General features: G+C 67.6%; 25 protein-coding genes. 17 read left to right on the top strand and 8 right to left on the bottom strand.

Annotated features, from left to right (window positions below; translation table 11 throughout):
* Positions 1–14: 14 nt before the first annotated feature.
* The 3 genes from DMX10_RS10550 to DMX10_RS10560 all read right to left on the bottom strand — a co-directional run bounded on the left by DMX10_RS10550 (position 15) and on the right by DMX10_RS10560 (position 2,828).
* Entirely contained in the window at positions 15–554 is a 540-nt protein-coding gene (locus DMX10_RS10550) for a thiamine pyrophosphate-binding protein (protein ID WP_111261007.1), read from the bottom strand.
* The gene (locus DMX10_RS10555) at positions 551–1,729 is read right to left on the bottom strand and encodes a PepSY domain-containing protein (RefSeq protein ID WP_111261008.1); all 1,179 of its coding nucleotides are present in this window, start codon (positions 1,727–1,729) and stop codon (positions 551–553) included. Before DMX10_RS10555 ends, DMX10_RS10550 begins: the two co-directional genes overlap by 4 nt.
* A gap of 223 nt (positions 1,730–1,952) precedes the next feature.
* Positions 1,953–2,828: a LysR substrate-binding domain-containing protein gene (locus DMX10_RS10560; protein ID WP_111261009.1), complete on the bottom strand. Its 876-nt coding sequence runs from the start codon at positions 2,826–2,828 to the stop codon at positions 1,953–1,955.
* Between the two features lie 134 nt (positions 2,829–2,962).
* Between DMX10_RS10560 and DMX10_RS10565 the strand changes: the two genes are divergently transcribed.
* Genes DMX10_RS10565 through DMX10_RS10580 form a run of 4 tightly spaced genes read left to right on the top strand, consistent with a single transcriptional unit; the run spans position 2,963 to position 7,191 of the window.
* On the top strand, positions 2,963–4,018 hold the full coding sequence (locus DMX10_RS10565; protein ID WP_111261010.1) for an agmatine/peptidylarginine deiminase: 1,056 nt from the start codon (positions 2,963–2,965) through the stop codon (positions 4,016–4,018).
* A gap of 1 nt (position 4,019) precedes the next feature.
* Complete coding sequence (aguB, locus tag DMX10_RS10570; RefSeq protein ID WP_111261011.1) at positions 4,020–4,931, top strand: N-carbamoylputrescine amidase; 912 nt, start codon at positions 4,020–4,022, stop codon at positions 4,929–4,931.
* Between the two features lie 2 nt (positions 4,932–4,933).
* Positions 4,934–6,028, top strand: coding sequence for an extracellular solute-binding protein (locus DMX10_RS10575; protein WP_111261012.1), 1,095 nt, complete (start codon positions 4,934–4,936; stop codon positions 6,026–6,028).
* 35 nt (positions 6,029–6,063) lie between these two features.
* Positions 6,064–7,191 (top strand): agmatine/peptidylarginine deiminase, encoded by a 1,128-nt coding sequence (locus tag DMX10_RS10580; protein WP_111261013.1) that lies wholly within the window; start codon positions 6,064–6,066, stop codon positions 7,189–7,191.
* Between the two features lie 465 nt (positions 7,192–7,656).
* Here the strand turns inward: DMX10_RS10580 and DMX10_RS10585 are convergent, their stop codons facing one another.
* A complete protein-coding gene (locus tag DMX10_RS10585; RefSeq protein ID WP_111261014.1) occupies positions 7,657–7,959 on the bottom strand; it encodes a DUF1883 domain-containing protein in 303 nt (100 codons plus the stop codon).
* Between the two features lie 329 nt (positions 7,960–8,288).
* Here DMX10_RS10585 and DMX10_RS10590 point away from each other — a divergent pair, with 329 nt between their 5' ends.
* Positions 8,289–9,728: a cytosine permease gene (locus DMX10_RS10590; protein ID WP_111261015.1), complete on the top strand. Its 1,440-nt coding sequence runs from the start codon at positions 8,289–8,291 to the stop codon at positions 9,726–9,728.
* Positions 9,725–10,582 carry a nitrilase family protein gene (locus DMX10_RS10595; RefSeq protein WP_111261016.1) on the top strand — a complete coding sequence of 286 codons (858 nt, stop codon included), beginning with the start codon at positions 9,725–9,727 and terminating at the stop codon, positions 10,580–10,582. Before DMX10_RS10590 ends, DMX10_RS10595 begins: the two co-directional genes overlap by 4 nt.
* Before the next feature lie 43 nt (positions 10,583–10,625).
* Here the strand turns inward: DMX10_RS10595 and DMX10_RS10600 are convergent, their stop codons facing one another.
* Together DMX10_RS10600 and DMX10_RS10605 are read right to left on the bottom strand one after the other, a co-directional pair.
* Positions 10,626–11,498, bottom strand: a complete 873-nt coding sequence (locus DMX10_RS10600; protein WP_111261017.1) for a YafY family protein — start codon at positions 11,496–11,498, stop codon at positions 10,626–10,628.
* A gap of 90 nt (positions 11,499–11,588) precedes the next feature.
* The gene (locus DMX10_RS10605) at positions 11,589–12,614 is read right to left on the bottom strand and encodes a pyridoxamine 5'-phosphate oxidase family protein (RefSeq protein WP_111261018.1); all 1,026 of its coding nucleotides are present in this window, start codon (positions 12,612–12,614) and stop codon (positions 11,589–11,591) included.
* A 367-nt stretch (positions 12,615–12,981) separates the two neighbouring features.
* On the opposite strand from DMX10_RS10605, the gene DMX10_RS10610 reads away from it, so the two are divergent.
* A complete protein-coding gene (locus tag DMX10_RS10610) occupies positions 12,982–14,013 on the top strand; it encodes an ABC transporter substrate-binding protein (protein ID WP_111261019.1) in 1,032 nt (343 codons plus the stop codon).
* A gap of 309 nt (positions 14,014–14,322) precedes the next feature.
* On the opposite strand, the gene DMX10_RS10615 is transcribed toward DMX10_RS10610, so the two are convergent.
* On the bottom strand, positions 14,323–14,685 hold the full coding sequence (locus tag DMX10_RS10615; RefSeq protein ID WP_111261020.1) for a helix-turn-helix domain-containing protein: 363 nt from the start codon (positions 14,683–14,685) through the stop codon (positions 14,323–14,325).
* Between the two features lie 124 nt (positions 14,686–14,809).
* On the opposite strand from DMX10_RS10615, the gene gstA reads away from it, so the two are divergent.
* The 7 genes from gstA (at position 14,810) to DMX10_RS10650 (ending at position 23,220) form a co-directional block, all read left to right on the top strand.
* A complete protein-coding gene (gene gstA / locus DMX10_RS10620) occupies positions 14,810–15,412 on the top strand; it encodes a glutathione transferase GstA (protein ID WP_111261021.1) in 603 nt (200 codons plus the stop codon).
* A 75-nt stretch (positions 15,413–15,487) separates the two neighbouring features.
* The gene (locus tag DMX10_RS10625) at positions 15,488–16,516 is read left to right on the top strand and encodes an AraC family transcriptional regulator (RefSeq protein WP_158545590.1); all 1,029 of its coding nucleotides are present in this window, start codon (positions 15,488–15,490) and stop codon (positions 16,514–16,516) included.
* 274 nt (positions 16,517–16,790) lie between these two features.
* Entirely contained in the window at positions 16,791–17,150 is a 360-nt protein-coding gene (locus DMX10_RS10630; protein ID WP_111261023.1) for a DUF3509 domain-containing protein, read from the top strand.
* A 268-nt stretch (positions 17,151–17,418) separates the two neighbouring features.
* Positions 17,419–19,686 (top strand): ATP-binding protein, encoded by a 2,268-nt coding sequence (locus tag DMX10_RS10635; RefSeq protein WP_236206143.1) that lies wholly within the window; start codon positions 17,419–17,421, stop codon positions 19,684–19,686.
* A gap of 9 nt (positions 19,687–19,695) precedes the next feature.
* Positions 19,696–20,157: a response regulator gene (locus DMX10_RS10640; RefSeq protein WP_111261100.1), complete on the top strand. Its 462-nt coding sequence runs from the start codon at positions 19,696–19,698 to the stop codon at positions 20,155–20,157.
* 64 nt (positions 20,158–20,221) lie between these two features.
* Positions 20,222–22,612, top strand: a complete 2,391-nt coding sequence (locus DMX10_RS10645; protein WP_111261025.1) for a hybrid sensor histidine kinase/response regulator — start codon at positions 20,222–20,224, stop codon at positions 22,610–22,612.
* Positions 22,609–23,220, top strand: coding sequence for a biliverdin-producing heme oxygenase (locus DMX10_RS10650; RefSeq protein ID WP_111261026.1), 612 nt, complete (start codon positions 22,609–22,611; stop codon positions 23,218–23,220). Before DMX10_RS10645 ends, DMX10_RS10650 begins: the two co-directional genes overlap by 4 nt.
* A gap of 183 nt (positions 23,221–23,403) precedes the next feature.
* Here the strand turns inward: DMX10_RS10650 and DMX10_RS10655 are convergent, their stop codons facing one another.
* Positions 23,404–24,636, bottom strand: a complete 1,233-nt coding sequence (locus DMX10_RS10655; protein WP_111261027.1) for an NADH:flavin oxidoreductase/NADH oxidase family protein — start codon at positions 24,634–24,636, stop codon at positions 23,404–23,406.
* Between the two features lie 120 nt (positions 24,637–24,756).
* Here DMX10_RS10655 and DMX10_RS10660 point away from each other — a divergent pair, with 120 nt between their 5' ends.
* The 3 genes from DMX10_RS10660 to DMX10_RS33580 all read left to right on the top strand — a co-directional run bounded on the left by DMX10_RS10660 (position 24,757) and on the right by DMX10_RS33580 (position 26,256).
* A complete protein-coding gene (locus tag DMX10_RS10660) occupies positions 24,757–25,191 on the top strand; it encodes a MerR family transcriptional regulator (RefSeq protein ID WP_111261028.1) in 435 nt (144 codons plus the stop codon).
* Between the two features lie 370 nt (positions 25,192–25,561).
* On the top strand, positions 25,562–25,846 hold the full coding sequence (locus DMX10_RS10665; protein WP_111261029.1) for a PqqD family protein: 285 nt from the start codon (positions 25,562–25,564) through the stop codon (positions 25,844–25,846).
* Positions 25,843–26,256 (top strand): lasso peptide biosynthesis B2 protein, encoded by a 414-nt coding sequence (locus tag DMX10_RS33580; protein WP_111261030.1) that lies wholly within the window; start codon positions 25,843–25,845, stop codon positions 26,254–26,256. Before DMX10_RS10665 ends, DMX10_RS33580 begins: the two co-directional genes overlap by 4 nt.
* Positions 26,257–26,259 lie beyond the last annotated feature (3 nt).

Consider the following 26,259-nt stretch of genomic DNA (forward strand, 5'->3'; position numbering starts at 1 on the left):
GGGGTAAAGGGGCTTCACAGCGTGTCTCCATTGCGGGCCAGCCATTCGATCATCGACGGCGAGACTTCCTTCAGGGGGATGGACGCCTGGTGCACGCTGCCGTCCCAGCCTTCCACGGTCAGCCACAGGGCGTCGTCGGCGGTGGTGCCCGGCGGAATGCGTACTTCGGCGAACAGCCGGTAGGGGCTACCGGACAGCAGCGAGCCGGCGGCGCGCAGGCTGCGTGGCTTGCCGATGCGCAGGTAGGCGGCCTTCACCTGGCCGATGCACTCGGCGCAGAAGGCCAGGGTGATCTCCTTCATGTAGCCGGCCTTGCCGTCGCGTTGCGGCTCGTGCAGCTCCCATTCGGCGATGCGTGCGGTCCAGGGGCCGACCGGGTATTGGCCTATCACCCGTTCGCCCAGGCCCTGCAGGCCACGGTCGAGGCTGACGTCATGGAAGTAGGCGGGCATGAAGCCCAGCGGGATCAGCACCAGCAGCGCGCTGAGGTGGAAGCGCCACGTGAGCCACAGGCGCTTGAGGCGGGTCTCGGGAATCAGGGCTGCGTTGCTCATTCGGTCGCCTCCACGGCGGTGGCGGCGGGTGTCGGGCGGGGCTTGCGCTTGAGCGCCTTGGCGGTGGCGATCACCGTGCGCTTGCTCCAGATGAGCAGGCCGCTGAGCACCATCATGCTCAGCAGCAGGCCGAAGAAGAACCAGACCAGCTTCACCCAGATGCCGCCGAAGTCGCCGGTGTGCAGCGGGCGCATGGACTCGGTGACGAACTCCAGGGGCGTGCGGTCGGCGAGCAGGCGCGAGCCCACCAGTTCACCCGTGTAGGGGTTGAGTTCGGCGGTCTGGTACATCAGCGGGTACCAGCCGCGGCCGCCCACTTCCATCGGCGTGTAGGCGTCCGGGGGGAACATCACGAAGCTCACCTCGAAGCCGGGAATGGTCCGCGTGGCGGTGGCCACCGCCTGGTCCACGCCCACGCGCGGCATCGGCCGGCCGGGCTGCGCCAGGGGGACTTCGTCACGCGGGATCAGCGTCGGCAGGCCTTCGCTGGAGATGGAGATGTGCGTGTCGGCGAGGATGGCGCTGATCAGGAACCACACGCCGGTGATGGAAATCACCGCGATGAACCAGATCGACCAGATGCCCGACAGGCGATGGAAGTCGCCCCAGAAGATCCGCGCGCCCTGGTTGAAGCGCAGCGTCGGCTTGAGGAAGCCGCGCCAGAAGCGCTTGTACACCACCAGCCCCGTGACCAGCGAGGCGAGCATCGGCAGGCCCAGCAGCGAGACCAGGTACCAGCCCCAGCTGTAGCCGTTGGTGAAGGGCACCAGCCACCAGCCATGCAGGGCGCGGGTGAACTGGCGGAAGTCGAACAGCGGGCTGCTGCCCTGGATCTGCCCGGTGTAGGGGTTCACGTACAGGGTCGCGGTGCGCGTGTCGGGGTAGGTCACCGAGGCGGTCAGGGCGAAGTGGCTTTCCTCGGGCTTGGCCAGCCACTCCACATCGGCGGTGGGGTCCTGCTTCTCGATGGCGGCGAGGATCTGGTCGAAGCTCATCAGCTCGGCGTCATCCGAGGGCGCGGTGGCGCGCACGTCGGGGTTGGCGAGCCAGACGATCTCCTCGCTGAGCACCGCCAGGGTGCCGGTGATGCACACCAGGAACACGAAGAACCAGATGGGCAACGCCAGCCAGCTGTGGACCAAGAACCAGGTTTTCGAACGGGATTTCTTCGACATGGGCAACGATCTGGGTAGCGGAATCAGGGCCTCCGGCCTCGGCCGGTCACGGGTTCGGTCACGCCCGGCCCATGGAAAAGCACCCGCCGGCCCGAGGGGCTGGCGGGTGAAACCAAAGAAACGGCATCTCGAAATCGAGGGGGCGTTACATTCAGGACGGATGAGAAGGGCAAAACCCGCAACGGCACATGCAAGAAAATGTTTCCGTCCGACTGATGGTCTTCTAGCCCAGGGCTTTCACCTCGTCTTCCAGCTGTTCCAGCAGCCACTCGCTGAAGCGGCGCGTCAGCGGGCTGAACTCGCTGTCGCGGTGGATCAGCCAGGCCCAGTTGGGGCCACGGATGGTCTGCTCCACCAACGGTTGCAGGCGCTTCTCGGCGCGGGCCTTGCGCGCCAGCAAGCGGCTGACCAGGGCGATGCCGAGCCCGTCGCAGGCGGCGTCCAGCAGCAGGCCGGGGTCGGAGAAGTTGAGGCCGCTGCTCTGCTGGCCGACGTCGATGCCCGCTTCCAGCGCCCAGTGGCTCCAGTCCATCTCGCGCTCGCCGTGCAGGGTGGTGCGCTGCGCCGGCGGCGTGGCCAGCAGCGCCGGGTGGCAGGCGGGGTAGAGGCGATCAGCATGCAGGACGCGGAAGCTGCATTCGGCCTGGGCGGCGATGTCGTCGCGCACGGCGATGTCGATGGTCTGGGTGGCCATGTCCGGCGGCTCGTCGGTGGTGAACAGCCACAGGTCCACTTCCGGGTGTTGCCGGCGGAAGTCGCCCAGGCGCGGCACCAGCCAGTGGCGGGCGAAGGCCGGGCTGGTGTTGACCACCAGTTGGTTGGGCTTGCGGTACTGCTCCAGCCGGCGGATGCCCACGGCCAGTTGCTGCAGCAGCGCCTGGGTGGTGCCGAGCAGGTCGTGCCCTGCATCGGTGAGGGCGACGCTGCGGCCGTTGCGGTGGAACAGCGGCTGTTCGAGGAAGCCTTCGAGGCTGCGGATCTGCTGGCTGATGGCCGATTGGGTGAGGTGCAGCTCCTCGGCGGCCTTGTGGAAGCTGCCGAGGCGGGCGGCGGCTTCGAAGCCGCGCAGGGCGTTCAGCGGGGGCCAGTGCTTGAGCATCTCTGATAAGCCTGTCTGATCATAAGTGTGGAAAATCTATCGTTTGTTGCGCCTGTTTCACAGGCCTAGCATGGCATCCATTACCGCAATCGCGGTTTTCAGTGATAACTAAAACTTAACTGAAGGCAATCGTCATGCAGCAGCAACACGCGCAGCAGAGCGGCTGGGTCATGCCCGCCGAATGGTCCCACCACGCCGCCACCTGGATGGTCTGGCCGCACAACCAGCCGCTGTGGGAAACGGGCTGGGGCGTGACCCTGGCTGCGGTGCAGGAGGACTTCGCCCGTGTCGCCAACGCCATCGCCCGCTTCGAGCCGGTGAAGATGGTGGCGGACCCGAGCGCCGTGGAGCGTGCCCGCGCCCTCTGCGGCCCGGGCATCGAGCTGCTGCCCCTGGCGGTCGACGACAGCTGGTGCCGTGACTCCGGCCCCAGCTTCGTCTGCCACCCGCAACTGGGCGTGGCCGGCGTCAGCTGGCGCTTCAATGCCTGGGGCGGCAAGTCGGCCCACGACCTGGATGAGGGCCTGGCGCGCCGCGTGCTCAATCACCTGGGGCTGGACTGCTTCGGCACCGCGTTGAGCAACGAGGGCGGCGCCATCCATGTGGACGGCGACGGCACCCTGATCACCACCGAGTCGGTGCTGCTCAACGCCAACCGCAACGCCGGCATCAGCAAGGCCGAGGTGGAGGCGATCTTCGCCCGCCTGCTGGGGGTGAAGAAGACCATCTGGCTGCCGGGCGACCCGGACCACGTCACCGGCGACATGACCGACGGCCACGTCGACGGCGTCTGCGCCTTCGCCCGCCCCGGTGCGCTGCTGGTGGATGCCACCCGTGACGCCACCTCGGTCTATGCCCAGGTGGCGCGGGAGAACCGCCGCGCCCTGGAGCTGGCCACCGACGCCCGTGGCCGCCGCTTCGAGATGCTCGAACTGTTCGAGGCCAGCGATGCGGTGGACACCGGGGCCGAGGTGTTCTGCGCCTCCTACACCAACTTCTACATCGCCAACGGCGCGATCATCATGCCGGCCTACGGCATCGACGCCGACGACGAGGCCGCCGCCACCCTGCGCTTGGCCTTCCCCGGCCGCGAAGTGGTGCCGGTGCGCATCGACCAGCTGGCCCACGGCGGCGGCGGGGTGCACTGCATCACCCAGCAGCAGCCGGCCTGGCCGCTGAAGGGGGTGTGAGATGGCCAGGCTGACCGTCGCCACCACCCAGATGGCCTGCAGCTGGAACCTCGCGCGCAACCTCGACCAGGCCGAGCGCCTGGTCCGCGAGGCGGCCGCCCGGGGCGCCCAGGTGATCCTGCTGCAGGAGCTGTTCGCCACCCCCTATTTCTGCATCGAGCAGAACCACCGCCACCTGGCGCTGGCCGAGGAGTACGCCCAGAGCCAGGTGCTGGCGCGCTTCGCCGACCTCGCCGGGGAGCTGGGCGTGGTGCTGCCGCTGAGCTGGTTCGAGCGTGCCGGCAACGCCTTCTTCAACTCCCTGGCCATGGCCGACGCCGATGGCCGCCTGCTGGGCGTGTACCGCAAGACCCACATCCCCAACGCCATCGGCTACCAGGAGAAGGACTACTTCAGCCCGGGCGACACCGGCTTCCGCGTCTGGGACACCGTCCACGGCCGCCTCGGCGTGGGCATCTGCTGGGACCAGTGGTTCCCCGAGACCGCGCGCTGCCTGGCCTTGCAGGGTGCCGAGGTGCTGCTGTTCCCCACCGCCATCGGCTCCGAGCCCGGCGCCCAGGGCCTGGATTCGCGCGACCACTGGCAGATGACCATGCGTGGCCACGCCGCCGCCAACCTCCTCCCGGTGGTGGCGGCCAACCGCGTCGGCCGCGAGGTGGCGACCACCGACCCGGAATTGCAGATGAGCTTCTACGGCTCCTCCTTCATCTGCGACCACAAGGGCAAGGTGCTGGCCGAGGCCGATCGCGAGGGCACCACGGTGCTGCTGCAGGAGCTGGACCTCGACGCCATGGCCGAGGAACGCCTGGCCTGGGGCATCTACCGCGACCGCCGCCCGGAGATGTACGGCCCGATGCTCGGCCTCGACGGCCAGCGCACCCACGTCACCTGGCAGAACACCCGAGGAGCCTGAGCATGCGTGCCTTCCGATCGCTGTTGGTCACCGCCGCCGCCCTGGCCTGCCTGGCCGGCAACGCCCAGGCGGAGGAGAAGATCCTGCGCCTGTACAACTGGGCGGATTACTTCGCCGAAGACACCCTCAGCCGCTTCACCGCCGAGACCGGCATCCAGGTCGTCTATGACGTGATGGACGGCAGCGAAACCCTGGAAGCCAAGCTGATGGCCGGCAACAGCGGCTACGACCTGGTGTTCCCCGGCGACACCGTGGCCGAGCGGCTGATGCGTGCCGGCGCCCTGCAGAAGCTCGACGCGAGCAAGCTCACCGGCCTGGACGACATCGAGCCCGGCCTCAAGCGCCTGCAGACCCGCTACCCCTACTCGCGCCACGCCGTGGTGCCCTACACCTGGGGCACCATCGGCATCACCTACAACGCCGCGATGATCGCCCAGCGCCAGGCCGATGCGCCGGTGAACAGCCTCGACCTGCTGTTCAAGCCGGAGCTGGCCGCGCGCTTCGCCGACTGCGGCATCTCGGTGATCGACTCCCCCGACGAGGTGCTCGCGGTGGTGCTCAACTACCTGGGTCGCGACCCGCGCAGCGCCAAGGCCGAGGACCTGGCGGCGGCCACCGGGCTGCTGAGCGCCATCAAGCCCTACATCCGCAAGTTCCAGTCGCAGCCGGTCACCGACCTGGTCAACGGCAACCTCTGCCTGTCCCTGGGCTACAGCGGCGACGTCACCCAGTCGCAACGCGCCGCCGCAGCGGCGGGCAAGCCGATGGACTTCCAGTACCGCATTCCCCGCGAGGGCACCACGGTGTGGATGGACACCCTGGCCATCCCCGTCGATGCGCGGCACCCGGAATACGCCTATGCCTTCATCAACTTCGTGATGCGCCCGGAGAACATGGCCGCCATCAGCAACTTCACCGGCTACCCCACTTCCAGCGCCAAGGCGCGGCCGATGGTGGACGCCGACATGCGCGGTAACCCGGACATCTACGTCGACGATGCCGCCTATGCCCGGCTGATTCCCGGGCGCGACATCCCCCAGCGCGACATGCGTGCGCGCATGCGTGCCTGGACCAAGTTCAAGACCTCCACCCACTGAAATGCCCGCCGGCGCCCCGCGCCCTGGAGAAAGCCATGCCTTCGCGTCGTGACTTCATCAAGCACCTCACCGCCGTCGCCGGCCTCGGCGCGGTCGCCAGCCTCGGGCTCGGCATCTCGCCCGCCCGTGCCCAGGCCGCCCTGCGTGGCGGCGCCTGGCGCATGCCGGACGAGAACGGCGTGCACGCCTGCAGCTACGTCAGCTTCGGCGCCCAGGCGGCGATCTGGGAGGACTTCACCGCCGACGTGCAGGACTGCATCGGCCTGATCGCCCGCACCATCGCCACCTACGAGCCGGTGGTGGTGCTGCACCGCCCCGGCCAGCTGAGCCTGGCCAGGCAGAAGTGCGGCACGCGCAACACCCGCTTCGTCGAGATGCCCCTGGACGACGTGTGGATGCGCGACATCGGCGGCGCCTTCGTGGTGGACGGGCAGGGCGGCCTCGGCCTGGTGGATTTCAACTTCAACGGCTGGGGCAACAAGCAGCAGCACAGCAAGGACGGCGAGGTGGCCGGGGAAGTCAGCTACGACGCCGACGCCAGCTACATCGCCAGCCAGCTCACCGGCGAAGGCGGCGGTATCGAGGTGGATGGCGCCGGCACCGGCATCATGACCGAGAGCTGCTGGATCAACGGCAACCGCAACCCCGGCATGAGCAAGGCCCAGGTGGAAGCCGAGCTGATGAGCAACCTCGGCCTGCGCAGGATCATCTGGCTGCCCGGCATCAAGGGCAAGGACATCACCGACGCCCACGTCGACTTCTACGCGCGCTTCGTCAAACCCGGCGTGGTGGTCGCCAACCTCGACAACGACCCGCAGTCCTACGACTACGCGGTGACCCGCAAGCACCTGGAGATCCTCAACAAGGCCACCGACGCCGACGGCCGCAAGCTGCAGGTCCACACCCTGCCGCCGCCCCGCACCCTGCGCAACAACCGCTTCACCCGTAACAACCCGGACTTCGCCCCCGGCTACATCAACTACTACCCGGTCAACGGCGCGGTGATCGCCCCGCAGTTCGGTGACGCCAGCGCCGATGCCTTCTGCCGCGACCTGCTCACCCGGCTCTACCCGGGGCGCAAGGTGGTGCAGATCAACATCGACGCGGTCGCCGCCGGCGGTGGCGGCATCCACTGCGTCACCTGCCACCAGCCGAAGGTGTAGACGGGCGGTCCCGGTTCCGATGGGCTCCCGGTTTGTAGGGGGGATGACGCTCTTTTCATCCACCGTGCGAGGCCGCCGGGAGCACCGTGGTGGCAGCCCTGCGGGTTGCTTGGCGTACGGGGCGGGTGCAAGGCCGGTGATGGGTTTCGCTGCGCTCTACGCCATCCTACGGTTCGTGTGCGGGGCCTGTTGGGGCGAATGCATGCGCCCGCTTTTCCACCCGGTTTGTGTCACACCCGCTCCATTTGTTTACGTGCGAAAAGTTGACACATGGACATGTAAACAAACACGACATAGCGTGACGCCCCAGATGCCGAATCAACTTCTGGGGAGCCCGGACATGTTGTCGATCGAACTGATTGTGGAAAACCTCGCCAGCAGCGCCCTGGTGCTGGGCGTCATGCTGGGCCTCGCCTGGCTGGCCTACGGCCCGGCCGAGCGCGGCCTGCGTGGTTGAGGCGGCCGTCAGGCCATGTCGGAAGGCGAGCGGCGCACGAACTTGATCTTGTGGGTGAAGGTCGGTTTGCGCGTCACGCTGATGGCCCGGCGGGTCACCGCGTCGAGGGTGATGTTCCAGTAGCCGGTGCTGGGCACGGTGATGCGCGCCGGGAACTTGTCGAAGGCGCCGCCGTGGTAGGTGTGGCGCCCACCATTCTTGAAGCTGCGAAAATTCGCGTCGCTCATCAGGCGGATGTTGCAGACCTGCGAGCACTCGATGACCACGATGTCGCCTTCGTTGAGGTGTTCGCGCTGGTGGATGAACTTCATGTACCGCTCCGGAACTGGTAAAGCGAAAAGGCGCAACGATATCACGCCCTTCCCCCGGCCCGCTCCGCCGCGAAGGCCGAACGGCAGGCCTGCCGACGGGCTGCGGTAGCGCTTGGTTTGCATATTCCTCAACCAAGTATTTGATTTGTCCGATGTTTCCCCGCCGCCCCCTTGGCTAGAGTCGGTGCCATAACGACTACAACAAGCCGAGGCATCCGATGGACCACCTGCCCCTCTCCTGCGACATCCCGCCCGCCTGATCCGCAACCCGTGACCTCCACCGCACGCCTCTTGGCGCTGCGCCTTCACGTTCCGGATGAGGCCTTCACATGCACAACACCCCGCACACCCAAGCATCGCGCCCGAAGATCGAGGTGCGCTCCATCGACTACGTGCCGCGCAGCGAGCGCCACGGCAAGGTCTGGCACCAGGGGCCGTTCTGGTTCACCGGCAACTTCGTGCTCACCACCCTGGTCACCGGTTTCACCGGACCGGCCCTGGGGCTGGGGGCGTTGCCCTCGATGCTGGCGATTCTGATCGGCGTGGCCATCGGCACCTTCTTCATGGCCTTCCATGCCAACCAGGGGCCGCGCATGGGGCTGCCGCAGATGATCCAGTCGCGGGCGCAGTTCGGCCTGCGCGGCGCGGTGGTGCCCTTCATCGCAGTGGTGGGGGTGTACATCGGCTTCAACGTGTTCAACGTCATCCTCGCCACCGATGCGATCAACACCGTGCTGCCCGGCGCGCGCACGCCCTGGTACGTACTGCTGGTGGGGCTGGCGGTGCTGCTGGCGATCGTCGGGCACGACCTGCTGCACACCGTGCAGCGCTGGCTGACCTACCTGATGATCGCGGTGTTCGGCATGCTCACCCTCTTCGCCGTCACCGAGCTGCAGGCCGATGCGGCCCTGGCGACGGCGGGGTTTTCCTGGAGCGCGTTCCTGGTGCAGCTCTCGGCGGCAGCCGGCTACCAGATCAGCTACTCGGTGTACGTGTCGGACTATTCGCGCTACCTGCCCCACGACACGCCGCCACGCCGGGTGATCTTCTGGACCTATCTCGGTGCCGGCGGCTCGGCGCTGTGGCTGATGTCCCTGGGGGCCTTCATCGCCTCGGCACTGCCGGCGCCGGATGCCATCGGCAGCATCCGCGAGATCGGCAACCGGCTGTTCGCGGGCTTCGGCACCTTCACCGTGCTCATCGCCGTGCCGGCACTGGTGGGCATCATGGCGGTGAACTGCTACGGCGCGATGCTCACCAGCCTCAGCGCCATCGACGCCTTCGCCCGTGTGAAGCCGACCCTGCGCCTGCGGGTGGCCGGTATCGGCGTGATCGCCCTCCTCGTGCTGGTGGTGGCGCGGCTGATCCCGGAGAGCTACCTGGGCAGCTTCAACACCTTCGTCCTGCTGATGCTGTACTTCCTGGTGCCCTGGACGGCGGTCAACCTGGTGGACTTCTACCTGGTGCGGCGCGGGTACTACGCGATCAGCGAGATCTTCAATCCGCAGGGCCTGTATCGCGGCTGGTCGGTCGCCGGGCTGCTGGCCTATGGGCTCGGGTTGCTGGCGATGGTGCCGTTCATGGCGCTGGGTTTCTGGACCGGCCCCGCCACGGCCGCCCTGGGCGGTGCGGACATCGCCTTCGCGGTGGGCCTGCCGGTGTCCGGGCTGAGCTACTGGCTGCTGGCCCGGAAGCTGGACCTGGCCGCCGAGCGCCGGCTGGCGGAATCGGATCAGCAACGACTGGAGCAAGGAGGGCCGCAGGCATGACGACGATGAAGGTGAGCGTGGCCTGCTGCCAGGTCGCCCCGCGCATTGGCGAGCTGGCCTTCAACCGCGCGCTCGTCGAGCGCGTCACCCGCCGGGCGGCGAGCCTGGGCGCGCAGGTGGTGGTGCTGCCGGAGCTGGTGCAGAGCGGCTATGTGTTCCGCGACCCCGCCGAGGCCCGGGCCCTGGCCGAACCGCTGGACGGCCCCGGCATCACGCTGTGGGCGGCCCTGGCCGCCGAGCTGGGCATCGTGCTGGTGGGCGGCTTCTGCGAGCTGCGCGAGGACGGCACCCTGGCCAACAGCGCGGCGCTGGTGGATGCCAGCGGAGTGCGCGCGGTGTACCGCAAGGCGCACCTGTGGGATGGCGAGAAGGCGATCTTCACGCCCGGAGATGCCGCGCCCCCGGTGGTGGACACGGCCTTCGGGCGCCTCGCGGTGATGATCTGCTACGACCTCGAATTCCCCGAATGGGTGCGCCTGCCGGCCCTGGCCGGCGCCGAGCTCCTCTGTGCACCGGTCAACTGGCCGCGAGGCCCGCGCCCGGTGGGTGAACGCCCCGCCGAAGTGGTGCGGGTGCAGGCCAATGCGGCGGTGAACCGGATGACCATCGCCGCCTGTGACCGCCACGGCCACGAGCGGGGCGTGGATTGGGTGGAGGGTTCGGTGCTGGTGGACGCCGACGGTTATCCCCTGGCCGGGCCGGCGGGCGAGGGCGGCGAGCAACTGCTGCTGGCGTCGCTGGACCTGGGGGCGGCGCGGGACAAGCGCATCAGTGGGCATAACGATGTGCAGGGTGATCGGCGGCCGGAGCTTTATGCCGGGGTACTGGCTGTGCAGGGGAGGGCCCTGGGTTGAAGCCCAGGCGACAGGGTGATCGGCGTAGCCCGGGAGCGAATGCTCAGCTGTAGAGCCAGCGGCCGAGTTCTTCCAGGTTGGCGACCACGATCTGCTGCGCCACCGGCTTGGCCTGCACCTTGTTCGGGTCGATCTGGTAGCGCTGCAGCACGTATTGCACCAGGGCGCCGCGGCTGTGGATGACCAGCTGGCCGTCCTGCATGCCGTAGTCCGCCTCGATGATCGCCTGCTGCGCGGGCTTCAGCCGACCGTCGGGGGCGAGGATCACCTCCACCGCCGTCATCCAGCCCTCGTCCGCGTCGCGGCCCTGTGCGGACTCGTCCATCAGGTCCGGCTCGCCACGGAAGCGGCTGAGCACGAAGTCGCGGTAGTCGCGGTTCTTCTCGCAATAGGCGCGCACGTGCCAGCGCATGCCGGTGAACACCAGGGTGTGCGGGGCGATGACGCGGATCTCCGATTCCGGGTGGGCCAGGGATACGTACTCGGTCTCCAGGCGCAGGCCGTCGCGACAGGCCTGGAGCAGGGGGCGCAGCACCTCGGGGCGGATGCTGCGGTCCGGCACCTGCAGCACCTCGGTGTGGGCGTAGGCCAGGGCCAGGCCCTCGATGTGCGGCGAGCGTTCGCGGTTCTGGTCCAGCAGGTGCAAATAGGCACTGGCGCTGCCGTCGATGAACAGCGGGCGGAAGCCCTTGCCGGGTTTGTAGCCCTTGAGGTGCTTGTCGTAGACGAGGTTCTTCGGCGCGTGCTCGTTGAGGTAGGCGTTGATGTCCTTGGAGGCCTGCTGGCGGCTGATGCCGAAGCTCTGCATCAGGTGGTTGGTGGTCAGCCGGCCTTCCCACCAGGCCACGGTTTCGATGAGCCGGTAGCGCTGGGCGAGGTCCCAGCGGACGTGGTCGATGGAGCGCTTCATGGCGATGCACCTGGCGGGAGGGAGCCCTGTGTATAGGCCAGGTGCGTGGATATGTCCAATAAGGCGACATGACGCGTCGGGCGGCTGGAGGGCCCGTCAATAGAGGTGCTTGAGGTCGTGCCTGACCACCGCATCCACCACCAGGGTGGTGGCCTTGCCCAGCAGGCCGGTGCCGTTCATGTGCTCGGCGAGCATCTTCGGGAAGGAGGTGATGGCCGTCGGCGCCAGGTGGGTCTCCGCGCGCCACAGGCCGGCTTCGACCAGCTCGGCTGCCTCGACGAAGGCGAAGCGCTCCACCTCCACCAGGGTGCCCAGCACCGGGGCCTTGCCGTTCACCGCGAGCGGGCCCAGCAGCTGCGGGTCGGCGCTCACCTGCGCGCGGCCGGTGACGCTGAGCACGGTCGCCGAGCCCGGCAGCAGGAAGGCCAGCTTCAGTTCGTCGCAGGCGAGGATGTTGCTCAGCGACACCGCCACCTTGTTGCCCGGCCGTTCGGGGATCAGCAGCCGCTGCAGGTCGACGAGCCCGATGAAGCCGTCCGGGTCGCCCCGGGGCGAGAGCTCAGTGGCACCCTCGGCGTTGCGGGTCAGCATCAGCAGGTAGGGCGAGCGGGCGATGAAGCCCCGCGCGGCCTCGGAGAGCACGCCTTCGCCCCGTTCGGCCGGCCACCCGTCGAGGTGTTCGCGTGGCGTCCAGAAATCCGCGCGCACCATGGCCCGCGAGCAATGCAGGAACAGGGCGTCGGCCTCGAATTCCAGGCAGGTGCCGGCCTCTTCCCGTAGCGGCTGGCCGCGACCATTGGCGCGCAGGGCGAAGCCGATGCCCGGCAGGATGAAGAGCAGGCTGCAGGCCCTGGAGGTGCCGTACTCCAGCAGGGGCAGGGCGGCGGGCCAGGCCAGCCGGATGCGCTTGCCTTCGGCCAGGATCACCGGCGTGGTGTGCAGGTCGAGGAAGGCGATGTCGCTGTCGGCGCCGGTCAGGCCGACGGCGCAGACACTGGCGTTGCGGATGAGCGTCAGGCAGTGGGGGTCGATCACCGGTTGCAGGCGCTTCTTCATCAGGGCGGGCGGTTCGGCGATCAGCATACGCAGGGCGCCGAGGGATTCGATGCGGTGGCGGGACATGCGGCAACTCCTCATGGGGCGGTGACCCGATGCTAGGGCCGCCCGGGCCATGAGGGCATGGCGCATGGTTTCAATCGACATGGCGTTCGGTTGCAATCGTGCGCGCGGGTGCGACGGCCACGCCCGATAACCTGAAACGCTCGTCCCAGAGCCTGTGAAGCGCTCGCCACTGTGACGGAAAGCAATATGTGTGACGGGCGTTGCGTTCAGACTGTGCGGCAGATCCGGACCCGGTGCCTGCCAGGGGCGGTGGGAGGCAGCGTCATGTCGCTGCCGCGCACCTGGCAACCAAGGGGCACTGTGAGAATCCGGGCAGCGCCACGGTCGACCCGTGGCCACACCGCCAATCGACAATAAGGAATGCTCCATGGATGTTGCTGTACGACGTGCCCTCGGTCTTCTCCTGGCCTGCGCCAGCCTGCCCGCCTCGGCGGATTTCGTCACCGTGATCACCTTCGGGGGCGCCAACAAGGACGTGCAGAAGGAGGCCTTCTTCAAGCCCTTCAAGGCGAGCACCGGCAACGCCGTGGTGCACGGCTCGTACAACGGCGACCTCGACAAGCTCAAGCACATGGTCGAACTCAGCCACGTGACCTGGGACGTGGTGGAGATGGAGGCACCGGAACTGGCGCGGGGCTGCGAGGAGGGGCTGTTCGAGAAGCTCGACCCGGCCCTGCTCGGCAACCCCGCCGACTTCGTACCCGGCACCTTCCAGCCTTGCGGCGTCGGCATCTTCGTCTGGTCCACGGTGCTCGCCTATGACTCGGCGAAGATCAAGAACGCCCCCAGCGGCTGGGGCGATTTCTGGGACCTGCGCAAGTACCCGGGCAAGCGCGGCCTGCGCCATGGCGCCAAGTACAACCTGGAGTTCGCCCTGATGGCCGACGGCGTCGCGCCGCAGGACGTCTACCAGGTGCTGGACACCCCGGCCGGGGTCGAACGCGCCTTCCGCAAGCTCGACGAGATCAAGTCCAGCGTCGTCTGGTGGAAGGCCGGCGCCGAACCGGTGCGCGCCCTGCAGGACGGCAAGGTGGCCATGAGCGCCGCCTACAACGGCCGCATCGCCACCGCGCAGAAGGAAACCCGTTCCCTGGCCATGGTCTGGACCGGCAGCATCTACGACTTCGACTACTGGGCTCTGCCCAAGGGCTCGTGGAAGGGCGACCTGGCCAGGACCTTCGTCGCCTTCACCACCCAGCCGGAGCGGCAGAAGGCCTTCGCCGAGGGCATCTCCTATGCCCCGGTGAACAACAAGGCGATCGCCATGATCGACCCCGCCATCGCCGCCACCCTGCCCACCGCCCCGCAGAACATCAGCGGCGCCCTGCCGATGAGCGTGAAGTTCTGGGCCGCCCACGGCGAGCTGGAGCAGCGCTTCGAGAACTGGGTGAAGAACTGATCCCCCGCACGGAGCTGGTCTGTGTGTAGGGTGGAGGTCGCTCTTCACCTCCACCAGCGGTGCTTCATGTGGGTACGAATGCTTGTGGCTGCGTAGCCCGGGAGCGGAGTTGCCTGCATCCCCGGGCTGAAGCCCGGGCTACAACCTGTGCAGCATGTGGGCGCGAACGGTGGACGGGAGAAGCGTCGTCCACCCTACGGTTCCGGCGCGCGAGGCGTTGGTCCGTGTGTAGGGTGGAGGTCGCTCTTTACCTCCACCGGCGGTGCTGCATGTGGGTACGAATGGTGGACGGGAGAAGCGTCGTCCCCCCTACGGTTGCACGTGCTCCGGCGTTGGCGCTTCGGCGCCCTCGCGCGGCGGTCTCGCCTTGAGCCAGAGGCCGAATTCCTTGATCACCTCGACCACCTTGCGCAGGCGCTGGCCGTCTTCGGTGAGCTGGTATTCCACCCGCACCGGCACTTCCGGGTAGACGGTGCGCAGCACCATGCCGGCCTCTTCCAGGGCGCGAAGGTCGAGGGTGAGCATGCGCTGGGAGATGTGCGGGATGTCGCGGCGCAGGTCGTTGAAGCGCTTGGGACCGTTGAGCAGGTAGGACACCAGCAGCAGGCGCCAGCGGCCGCCGAGCAGGTGCATGGCTTCCTCGACCGAGCAACCGGATACGTTCTTCTTCATGGGGGCCTCCAGGTATATTTTGTGTACCTAAGCTACAGATTTCTCCCTTCTTCAAAAAGAGAACCGCTGCGTCGATACTCCCGCCGCGCCCCCATTCCGGGGGTGGCCCGTGCAAGGAGTCGCCATGAAGCTGTACTACGCCCCCCGTACCTGTTCGCTGTCGCCGCATATCGTGCTGCTGGAGCTGGGCCTGCCGTTCGAGGCGGTCCGTGTGGACAACCGCAGCAAGCTCACCGAGCACGGCGACGATTTCCTCGTCATCAACCCCAAGGGCTACGTCGCCGCGCTGGAGCTGGACAATGGCGAGGTGCTCACCGAAGGCACGGCCATCGTCCAGTACCTGGCCGACCTGCGACCGGAAAGCGGGCTCGCGCCGGCCAACGGCACCCTGCAGCGGGTGCGCCTGCAGGAGTGGCTGAACTTCATCTCCGGGGAGATCCACGCCGGCATGAGCCCGCTGTTCAACGCGGCGATCCCGGAGGAGGTGAAGGCGATCTTCCGCGCGCGCCTGTTCAAGCGCTTCGACTTCCTGGAAGCCGCGCTGGGCCAGGCCGACTACCTGCTGGGCAATCGCTTCGGCGTGGCCGATGCCTATCTGTTCACCGTGCTCGGCTGGGTGGATTTCTTCGCCATCGACCTGGTGCCCTGGCCGGCGCTCGCGGCCTTCCGTGCGCGCATCGGGGCGCGACCCCAGGTGCAGGCCGCGATGCGTGCCGAGGCGGCGTGAGGCATGCGACCGCAGCCGCTGGCGGTGTCTGCGGCTGAGCGGTTACTGTCCGTGCAGGAAAAAGGAAGGCCTGCCATGAGCCCAACCCGCGTCTCCGCCCTTGCGGTGCTCGACCTGCATGACCTGCTGCTGCAACTGGGCGCCGTCGAGGCGGCGCAGCTGCAGGTTGCCGGCCTGTCCCGCGAGGTGCTGCTGGAGCGTTGCGATCCCGCCGCGCCGCTGCAGGAGCAGCGCCTGGACGAGGGCCTGTTGCTGGGGTTGTGGCAGTTGGCGGCGAGCAACGCGGCGTTGCCGCAGGTCGGCCTGCTGGTCGGGCAGGTCTTCAACCCCGAGCGACGTGGCCTGCTGGCCAGCCTGCTGTTCCAGTGCGCGTCGGTGGGCGAGGCGCTGTCGACCTTCCTGCGTCATGGTGCGCTGATGAACCCCTCCGAACGCTGGAGCGCACGCGATGCACAGGGCGGCCTGTGCCTCGAACTGGAGTTCGTCGCCGGGCGCGGTTATCCACAGGCGGCGGTGGAGCGCAGCCTGGCGGCGCTGGTGCGCTGGGGACGGGAGCTGGTGGGGGAGGAGTTCGTGCCGCAGCGGGTCGAATTCGCCTGCCCGTGCCCGGCCCATGCCGCGTACTTCGTCGAGGCGTTCGGCAGGCCCGTGCGGTTCGGCTGCCCCGCCAACCGCCTGTATCTGTCGCGCGAGCAGGTGGCCAGCCCGATCCGCAGCGCCAACCCCTACCTCAAGGCGTTGCTGGAGTCGCGTGCGCAGATGGCTCTGGAGCAGCTGCGGGCCGAGCGCGACCTGGCCGAGCGCGCACGCCTGATGATCCGCGCCGGTCTCGCCGGCGGCCCGGGCATCGAGGCGCTCTGCGCCGCCCTGCACCTCAGCCGAGCGACGCTCTACCGGCGCCTGCGTGAGCAGGGCACCAGCTTCACCGCGCTGCTGGAGCAGGAGCGCAGTCGTCTGGCCCTGCAGCAGGTGCGTGACGGCGTGCCGCTGCAGGCGATCAGCGAGGCGTTGGGCTTCAAGGACCTGAGCACCTTCCACCGTGCCTTCCGCCGCTGGTTCGGCCATTCGCCCGGTGCGGCGAGAAGGCCGTCCGTCGCGGAATGACGCCAGTGGGGCTCGCCTGAGTACCGCCGCTCCCTCCACCCCAGCGCAACGGACGACCGCTTTCTCGGCAACAGGTTCGAGCGAAACGTGGCGGCCCGTCCAAAAGTTCAGTGCAGATTGCAAGGCTCGCTTGGGGGCATCGTGCAATATGCAAGTGGCATTTTGATGGCTATAAGATCCAACTATATGATTTTCATGATTTTTTTCATTCGGCTCAACTGGCACAGCGGGTGCAGAGGGAAGAGCTCAAAGAAAAATATCAGGGAGCAGAACAATGCAGATCGCCATCAAAGAATTCTTCGACGCATTCCCCGGCTACGAGGTGTCCATCCGCCCCCGTCCCGACGGCATGCTGCTGCTCACCCTCGGCAAGCAGGGCGAGACGGCCATGAGCAAGGCCATCCAGAGCGACGCCGTGTTCTGCAAGGAGCGCGTGCGCGGGCTGATCCGCGATGTGATGCGCGAGATGAAGCTGGCCTCCGGCGAGGTGACCTGGAAAGGCGAAGGCAACATCTGGCTGAGCCGTGACCTGCCGACCTTCACCGGCGGCCCGATCCAGATGACCGCGGCCAAGACCCTGGTCGAGCGCCGCAAGCTGGAGCGCATGGCGGGTCGTCGCGCCGTCGCAGGCTGATCGCAGCGGCCGCCGGTCCCTGTGATCGGCGGTGCCGCTGATCTTCCGTCGCTGGAAGCGAATGAGTTTTTGGGAATTTTTCACGTTCCAGGCGTTCAATCCTTCATGATAAGCGAGGCGATCAATCCCGCTGGCCGTCGACCTGGTCGACGGCGGACACCGGCGGTTCAGCCTCCCTGACATCAATGGAATGCGTGGCTGCAGTGCGCCGAATATCCGGCGCGCGCCCTTGCGAGGGTCGGCAGTGGTGCATCGAAGGAGACCGTTCTTGATACCCAGCGACAGCGACGAGGCCCTGGCCAACGCGAGCGAGAACTGCGCCCGGGAGCCCATCCATATCCCCGGCAGTATCCAGCCGCACGGCTTCATGCTGGTGTTCGACGAGGCCGCTGGCCGCGTCGTCCAGGCTAGCGAGAATGTGCGCGAGTGGTTGGGGCTGGCGGTCGAGGACCTGCTCGGCCGCCACCTCGATGAGCTGCTGGCGGATGTGCCGCCGTTACTGGCACGCCTGGCCACCCTGGCGGACGACGAGACCAATCCCTTCCATGTTGGCGATGTGCATTTCGCCATCGGCGACCGGGCGGGCCAACCGATCGCGATGATGGCGCACCGCTGGGACGGCGTGCTGATCGCGGAGTTCGAGCCTGCCAGCGACGTGGCCACCGCCTACGGCAATTTCTATCCGCTGGTGCGCAGCTTCATCGGCCGCCTGCAGGAGTCCGACAGCATCGAGGCGCTGTGCCGGCGCGCGGTGGAGGAGGTCAAGCGGGTCACCGGCTTCGGCCGGGTCAAGGCCTACTCCTTCGACGCCGATGGCAATGGCCTGGTGCTGGCGGAGGAGGCCGACCCCGGCTACCCGCGCTACCTGGGCCTGTGCTTCCCCGCCTCGGACATCCCCCAGCAGGCCCGTGCGCTCTATTGCGCCAACCGCATCCGCGTGATCGAGGACGCCAACTACCGGCCTTCGCCCCTGCGGCCCCAGGACAACCCGCTGAGCGGCAAGCCGCTCGATCTCAGCTTCTCGGCCCTGCGCAGCGTCTCCCCGGTGCACCTGCAGTACATGCGCAACATGGGCACCCTGGCGTCGATGTCGATTTCCATCGTCGTGCGCGGCCAGCTCTGGGGCCTGATCTCCTGCCATGACGAGCAGCCGCGCGCGGTGGGCTTCCAGACGCGCACCGCCTGCGAGCTGCTGGGCAGCGTGCTGTCGCTGCAGATCGAGACCCGCGAGGCCCACGGCCAGACCCAGCGCCTGCTCGGCCTGCGCCAGCACATCGTGAACCTGCTCTCCTCGATGGCTGACCGCGACAGTGTGGCCGCCGGCTTGCTGGCGATGCCCACTGCCCTGCTGGACTTCGCCCGTGCCAGTGGTGCGGCGATCATCTCGGCGGCCAATTGCGACCTGGTGGGGCAGACGCCACCCCGGGCGCAGGTCGATGCGCTGGTGCACTGGCTGGCCAGGCGTGGTGGCCAGGAGGTCTTCCACACCGACAACATCGGCCACGACATCGACGAGCTGCCCGAGCTGGCCGCGCATGTGGGCGGTGTACTGGCGGTGGCCATCTCCAAGATCCACTCCCACTACCTGCTGTGGTTCCGCCCCGAGCAGGTGCGCACCGTCGAATGGGCGGGCAGGCCGGAGAAAAGCATCGGACCGGGGGGCGCGCTCAACCCGCGCAACAGCTTCGAGCGCTGGCAGGAGACGGTTCGCGGCTTCTGCGTGCCCTGGGACCCGCTGGAAATCGAGGGCGTGATCGAACTGCGCTCGGCGGTGCTCGGCATCGTCCTGCGCAAGGCCGAGGAGATGGCCCAGCTGGCGGGTGAGCTGAAGAAGTCCAACAAGGAGCTGGAAGCCTTCTCCTACAGCGTCTCCCACGACCTGCGTGCCCCGCTGCGGCACATCGCCGGCTACGCCGAGCTGCTGGGGGAATTCGAGGGGGGGCGCCTGTCGGAACGTGGCCTGCGGTTTCTCGATCACATCGGTGAGTCGGCGCGTTTCGCCGGCACCCTGGTGGACAACCTGCTGAGCTTCTCGCAGATGGGCCGCGCCGCGCTGCGTTTCTCCGACGTCGACTTGCAGGCGCTGGTGGAAGCCATCCGCCACGAGATGGCGCCGGATGTGGAAGGGCGCCGAATCGAATGGCGCACGGACGGGCTGCCGGTGATAATCGCCGACGCCGCATTCCTCCACCTGGCGATGCGCAACCTCCTGTCCAACGCCGTCAAGTACAGCCGCGACCGCAACCCCGCGATCATCGAGGTGAGTGCGCGTTTCGAGGGCGACGAGGTGGTGGTGGCCGTGAGCGACAACGGCGTGGGTTTCGACATGGAGTACGCCGGCAAGCTGTTCGGCGTGTTCCAGCGCCTGCACCGCATGGAGGAGTTCGAAGGCACCGGCATCGGCCTGGCCAGCGTGCGCCGCATCATCGAGCGCCACGATGGCCGCGTGTGGGCCGAGGGCCGGGTCGACGAAGGCGCCACTTTCTTTTTCTCACTGCCCCTGCGTGGGCAGGAAATACCGTCAAGGAACACATGAGGATCGATGATGCTCAAACCCATCCTGCTGATCGAAGACAACCCCCGGGACCTTGAGCTCACTCTCGTGGCCCTGGAGCGCAGCCAGCTGGCCAACTATGTGATCGTCCTGCGTGACGGCGCCGAGGCGCTGGATTACCTGTTCCGTCGCAACGAGCACGCCCAGCGCGCCGACGGCAACCCGGCGGTGATGCTGCTGGACCTCAAGCTGCCGAAGATCGATGGCCTGGAAGTGCTCAAGGTCGTGCGCGATACCCCCGAGCTGCGCAGCATTCCCATCGTCATGCTCACATCCTCGCGGGAGGAGCCCGACCTGCAGCGCGCCTACGAGCTGGGAGTGAACGCCTATGTGGTGAAGCCGGTCGAATTCAAGGAATTCGTCGCGGCGATTTCCGACCTGGGCATCTTCTGGGCCGTGCTCAACGAACCGCCGCCCGGCTCGCTGCGCCTCCAGCGCCGCCCGGGCTCCTGAGCCGCGACCATAGCCACGCCCCGGCCGCCGATCGCCGGGCTACAGGGAATGACGACGACTGTCCATGCCGCAAAAGCCTTTGAACCTGCTGTTAGTCGAAGACAGTTCGCGCGATGCCGAGTTGGCCCTGCTGACCCTGGAACGTAGCGGCCTGCTGGTGGAATCCACGCTGGTCTACAACCATCGGGGCGTCGAGGAAGCGCTGTTGCGCACCCAGTACGACCTGATCCTCTGCGACTTCATCCTCCCCGGTTCCTCGGGCGCCCAGGCCCTGGAAGTGGCGCGGCGCCTGGCCCCGAAAACGCCGTTCATCTTCCTCTCCGGCGTCTTCGGCGAAGAGCACGCAGTGGAGATGATGCGCCAGGGCGCCATCGACTATGTGCTCAAGCAGAACCTCAGCCTGCTGCCCAAGGCGGTGACCCGCGCGCTCGCCGAGGTGCACGAGCGCAAGCGCCGGCTCATGGCCGAAGAGGCGCTGATGGAGGTCGAGGTGCGCGCGCGCCTGGCCATCGACTCGGCACGCATGGGCATGTGGGACTACCAGCCCGAGGATGACCGGGTGATCTGGGACGAGCGCTGCAAGGCGCTCTACGAACTGCCGCAGGATGCCGAGATCAGCCTGCGCACCTTCCTCGATCGCTGCCACCCGAAGGACCGGCCGCTGCTGGAGCGGCGGATGAACGAGGCGCTGTCCAACGACAGCGGCAACGATTACCAGGCCGAATACCGCCTGCAGCTGCCCGGCGGCCGCGAGCGCTGGGTGCAGACCAGCGGCCGCGCCTTCTTCGAGGAGGGCCGCTGCGTGCGCTTCATCGGCGTGCTGCAGGACATCAGCGAGCAGAAGTACGCCACCGAAGCCCTGCAGCGCCTCAACGAGATGCTCGGTGAACGTGTCGAGCGGCGCACCCGCGAGCGCGACCGCACCTGGGAGCTGTCCCGCGAGCTGCTGGCGGTGCTGCGCTTCGACATGACGCCCATCGCCCTCAACCCGGCCTGGGAGGAAACCCTCGGGCTCACCCGCCAGCAGCTGACCCGCGTGCAGCTCTGGCAGCTGATCCACCCGGACGACATCGACGCCACCCTGCGCGAGGCCGAGAACATCGCCAACGGCAACGTCTCCACGCGCTTCGTCAACCGCATGCGCCACAAGGACGGGGAGTACCGCTGGCTGTCCTGGACCATCGTTCCCGACGAAGGGCTGATGTACGCCGCCGTGCGCGACATCACCAGCGAGCGCGCGGTGATGGACGAACTGGCCAGTGCCAACAGCCAGCTGCGCGAGCAGATCCGCGAGCGCGAGCGTGTCGAGGCGGCGCTGCAGCAGCTGCAACGACTGGAAGCTGTCGGCCAGCTCACCGCTGGCGTGGCCCATGACTTCAACAACCTGCTGACGGTGATCCTCGCCAGTACCACCTTCCTCGAACGTGACCTGGCGCGTGGCAACTTCGAGCGCTCCCAGGGCCGCCTGCAGAACATCAAGGAAGCCGGCGAGCGGGGTGCCAAGCTCACCGGCCAGTTGCTCGCCTTCGCCCGGCGCCAGCGTCTGGAGCCAGTGGAGGTGAACCTCAACGACACGGTGCGCGGCCTGCTCGACATGCTCCAGCGCACCCTCGGCGGCTCCATCTGGATCGACACCGATACCGCGCCCGACCTGTGGCGCGCGCTGGTCGACCCGACCCAGACCGAGATGATCATCCTCAACCTGGCGATCAACGCACGCGATGCGATGCCCGCCGGCGGCACCCTGCGCCTGAGCACCTCCAACCAAGTGGTCAGCCAGGCGCCGCAGCGCCCCGAGGACCCGGAGCCCGGCCCCTACGTGGTGCTGGCGATCACCGACACGGGCAGTGGCATGAGCGATGAGGTGGTAGCCAAGGCCTTCGAGCCCTTCTTCACCACCAAGGAAGTGGGCAAGGGGTCCGGGCTCGGCCTGGCCCAGGTGTTCGGCTTCGCCAAGCAGTCCGGCGGCGGCGTCAGCATCGAGACCTGCGAAGGGCAGGGCACCACGGTCAAGGTCTTCCTGCCATGCATCCAGACGGATGCCGGCGAGGCGCAGGCCGAGCTGCACCTGCCTGCCGAGCCCCCGCTGGAGGGGCCGCGGCGCACCATCCTGCTGGTGGACGACGACGACAACGTGCGCGAGGTGACCGCCTCCCTGCTCGATGCGCTCGGCTACCGGGTGCGCGAAGCGCAAAGCGGTGCGCGCGCCCTGGAACTGCTCGACGAAGGCGTCGACCTGCTGCTCACCGACTTTGCCATGCCCAGCCTCAATGGCGCCGAGCTCGCGCGTCTGGCCCGGCAGCGCTACCCGGCGCTGCCGGTGTTGTACATCACCGGCTACGCCGAGCTGGATGACCTGGACGTGAGTGACAGCGTGATCGTGCAGAAACCCTTCCGTGACGACGAGCTGGCCACCAAGCTCAGCGCCGCCCTGAAGCGCCACGCCGCCGCATGAGCCTTCGCCAGTTCCTGAGGGACGCGGGCGCTCACTGGCACGCGCGGGTCGATTGCGCCTACTCGGCCTTCTGCCTGGAAAGCCGCAGCGGCTATGGCGATTTCCTCCAGGCCCACGCCCGCGCCCTCCTGGCGCTGGAACCCGCCCTGGAGGCGGCGGGCATCGAGCGGCTGCTCGACGACTGGCCGCAACGCCGCCGCCGCGAAGCCCTGTGCCACGACCTGCAAGCCTTGCACCTGCCCATCCCGGAAACCGCCCCACTGGTGCTGGCCGCTGACGCCGGCACGCTCTGGGGCCTCGCCTACGTGCTGGAAGGCTCCCGCCTCGGCTCGCGCCTGCTCGCCAGCCGAGTCCGCCAGGCCGCCTGGCCGGGCGCCACCACGGCCCTGTGCTACCTGGGCCATGGCGAGGGCCTGCCGCTCTGGCCCGGCTTCCTGCGGTGCCTGGAAGAACAGCACGGCCAGCAGGACCCTGAGGCCCTGCGCAGCGGCGTCGAACTGGGCTTCCGTACCTTTCTCGCCGCAACCCGCCCACCCTTGCGGCCCGGCGTGGCAGCGCCGGTGGAGGTGGAAAGCGACCTCCACCGAACGCTTGGATCAACCCCGTAGCCCGGTATTCCAACGCCACGGTCTCAGGCTCCGTGGGGTGGACCGCGCTTGATCGGTCCACCGTTCGCGGCCCCGGTGACACCGCAGGTGGAGGTGGAATACGCACGGATCACCCCAGTCGCACGGCTCCAGCCCCTCACCCGCGCCATCACCCGCGCGAACGCGGGGGCCACTGACGGGCGATCAGGCGCGGTTGCTCATCTGCTTCCTGTATTGGCGTGTGCGGCCCAGGGTCTTCCACTGTTCGTTCAGCAGCGCTTTCAGCGGCGAGGCGCCTGGGTCCGGCTGGTTGCCGGCGGCCAGGCGGCGCATCTGGAATTTCACCAGGGCCATGTAGGCCAGGGCAGCCAGGGCCTTGCGCTTCCAGCGGATCGGCGGCAGTTCGGCGCTGGCTTTCGTCTCGCCGTTGCGCCAGCGGCGGGGCAGGGCGGGGTCGACGGCCAGGGCGGTGCCGATACCGGCCATGGCCACGCCGCTGGCGAGTACCTGCTCCACCACCGGCAGCCGCCGGATGCCACCGGTGACCATTACCGGCATGCGCGCGATGGCGGCGATCTCCTGGGCGAACTCCAGGAAGTAGGCTTCACGGGCGAGGGTGCGGCCGTCACGGGCGTCGCCCTGCATGGCCGGGGCCTCGTAGCTGCCGCCGGAAAGCTCCACCAGGTCGACGTCCAGTTCATTGAGCCAGAGCACCACCTGGCGTGCGTCGCTCGGCTCGAAGCCGCCGCGCTGGAAGTCGGCCGAGTTGAGTTTCACCGCCACGCAGAAACCGGGCGAAACCTGGGCACGCACGGCCTTCACCACCTCCAGCAGGAAACGCGCGCGATTCTCCAGCGAGCCGCCCCAGCGGTCTTCGCGGCGGTTGCTCAAGGGCGAGAGGAACTGGCTCAGCAGGTAGCCGTGGGCGGCGTGGATCTGCACGCCGGTGAAGCCGGCCTGCTCGGCGAGCACGGCGGTTTGGGCGAAGCGCTGGATCAGCGCGGCGATCTCCGCCTCGTCCAGCGCCTTGGGCACCGGGAACATCTTCGACAGGCCGCCCATCTCCAGTGCCACGGCGGAGGGGGCGACCGTGGGCTGGCCGAGGTTGGCCTGCATCTGCCGGCCGGGGTGGTTGATCTGCATCCAGAACTGCGCGCCCTGGGCACGGCCGATGCGTGCCCATTCGCGGAAGCGCTCCAGCTTCTGGCCTTGCTCCAGCACCACGCCGCCGGGGCCGGTCATGGCGCGGGCGTCCACCATCACGTTGCCGGTCAGCAGCAGGCCGGCGCCGCCCTCCGCCCAGGCGCGGTAGAGACGCAGCAGCTCGTCGGAGGGGGTCTGGTCCGGGTTGGCGAGGTTTTCCTCCATCGCCGCCTTGGCGATGCGGTTGGGGATGACGGCGCCATTGGGCAATTGCAGGGGCTGGAAGGACGACATGGGGCTCTCCGGGTAGGCGCCGGTCGTCGGCTCGGGGTGAGCGGCGTTCGGCGGGGGCTGTGACGTCGCAAAGGCTAAGGTTAAAGTCAACTTCAAGGTCAATAGGGGAGCAGCAAATAAATGAAGATCGGCGAACTCGCCAAGCGCAGCGGCCTGGCCGCCTCGCGCATCCGCTTCTACGAAGCCAGCGGCCTGATCCACGCCCAGCGCCTGGGCAACGGCTACCGCGACTACCCCGAGGAAACCCTGCATGTGCTGGAAATCATCGGCTGCGGCCAGCAGGCGGGCTTCAGCCTGGAGGAAATGCGCAGCCTGATGCCCGGCGCCGACCTGCGCATCGGTGACCACGATCGCCTGCTGGCTGGCCTGCACGCCAAGGTCGCGGAGATAGAGATCGTCCAGCAGCGCCTGGCGCAAAGCCGCGAGCGCCTCTTGCAGACCATCGCCAGCATCGAGGGCAAGCCCGAAGGCATGGACTGCGCGGAAAATGCCCAGCGCGTGATGGCGCAGTGGCGGGAGCGCAATGGCAAGGGGGCGAAGGAAGCGGCTTCCTGATACGGCGGGGGCTTCCGAGCAACTGCCGTTGACCAACGAGCCAGCAGATGTGCGTGGGTATCAATTTGGCCGCACCGGAGGCGGCGGAATCGGCACCGATAACCTGACGGATCCGGGATACGGCTGGGTCCATGGCTTTCACCCGGCCGTTGGCCATTGAGCGTACTGGCGAATGGGGGGGCGGTCTAAGCCGTGCAGCCAGCTGATTAAAGCGGGTTTTCGCTGTGGAGCCCTGCAGGGTGGAGGCCATCTCGATGCGATTCGATAAAATTAGCGTTCACCTGCCCCTGTTCTGCTGGCCCAGGGGCTTGTAGGGCCTTGGATGGCTCGGCATTATGAGCCGCGTTTGACTGGGGCGACGGAGTCAGGAATGAGCGATATCACGGGTGAGGCGACTGTCATCAGGAATGCTAGCGTGCTAGCCGCCGAAATCGGTGGTGAGCTGGTGCTGATGAGTGTGTCCCAGTGGCACTACTTCGGCCTCAACTCCGTGGCCAGCGATATTTGGGAGCGTCTCGCGTCGCCCATGCGTGTAGAGGCCTTGTGTGAGTCACTGGCAGCCGACTATGACGGCGATATCCAGGTGATTCGCCAGGATGTCGTGGAGCTGCTGAGCAAGCTGGCGAGTCGTGAACTCATCGAGGTTCAGGCTTGATCAACGCTCACCGTCTTCGTGTTGTCGAAGCTGCCCTGTTTTTCTTGTTCACTCCTGTCTTCTGCCGTCTATTTTCCTGGCGCCTTCTGCTGAGTTTGAGCGGGGCTCGCATCGAGCCTGCGCCGTCTGAGTTGAATCCGGTCTTGTCGCCGATGGCTCGTGCGGTGGGACATGCGGTGGCCGTTGCGGCAAGGCGCCTTCCCTGGAAGCCTCTTTGTTTGCCCCAAGCATTGGTGGCTGCGTGCATGTTGCGCTTGCGCGGGAGGCGTTCGGTACTTTGCCTGGGGGTGCGCAAAGAAGGTGAGTCCATAGGCGCCCATGCCTGGCTGGTATTGCCGGGGCAGGACGGTGGGATCGTTTGTGGGGCGGAGCATATCGGCAACGTTCACGCTTTGCGGCAGCAAGATTAGGTG

It is taken from the genome of Pseudomonas sp. 57B-090624, from assembly GCF_003234055.1.
Classification (GTDB): Bacteria; Pseudomonadota; Gammaproteobacteria; order Pseudomonadales; family Pseudomonadaceae; genus Metapseudomonas; species Metapseudomonas tohonis.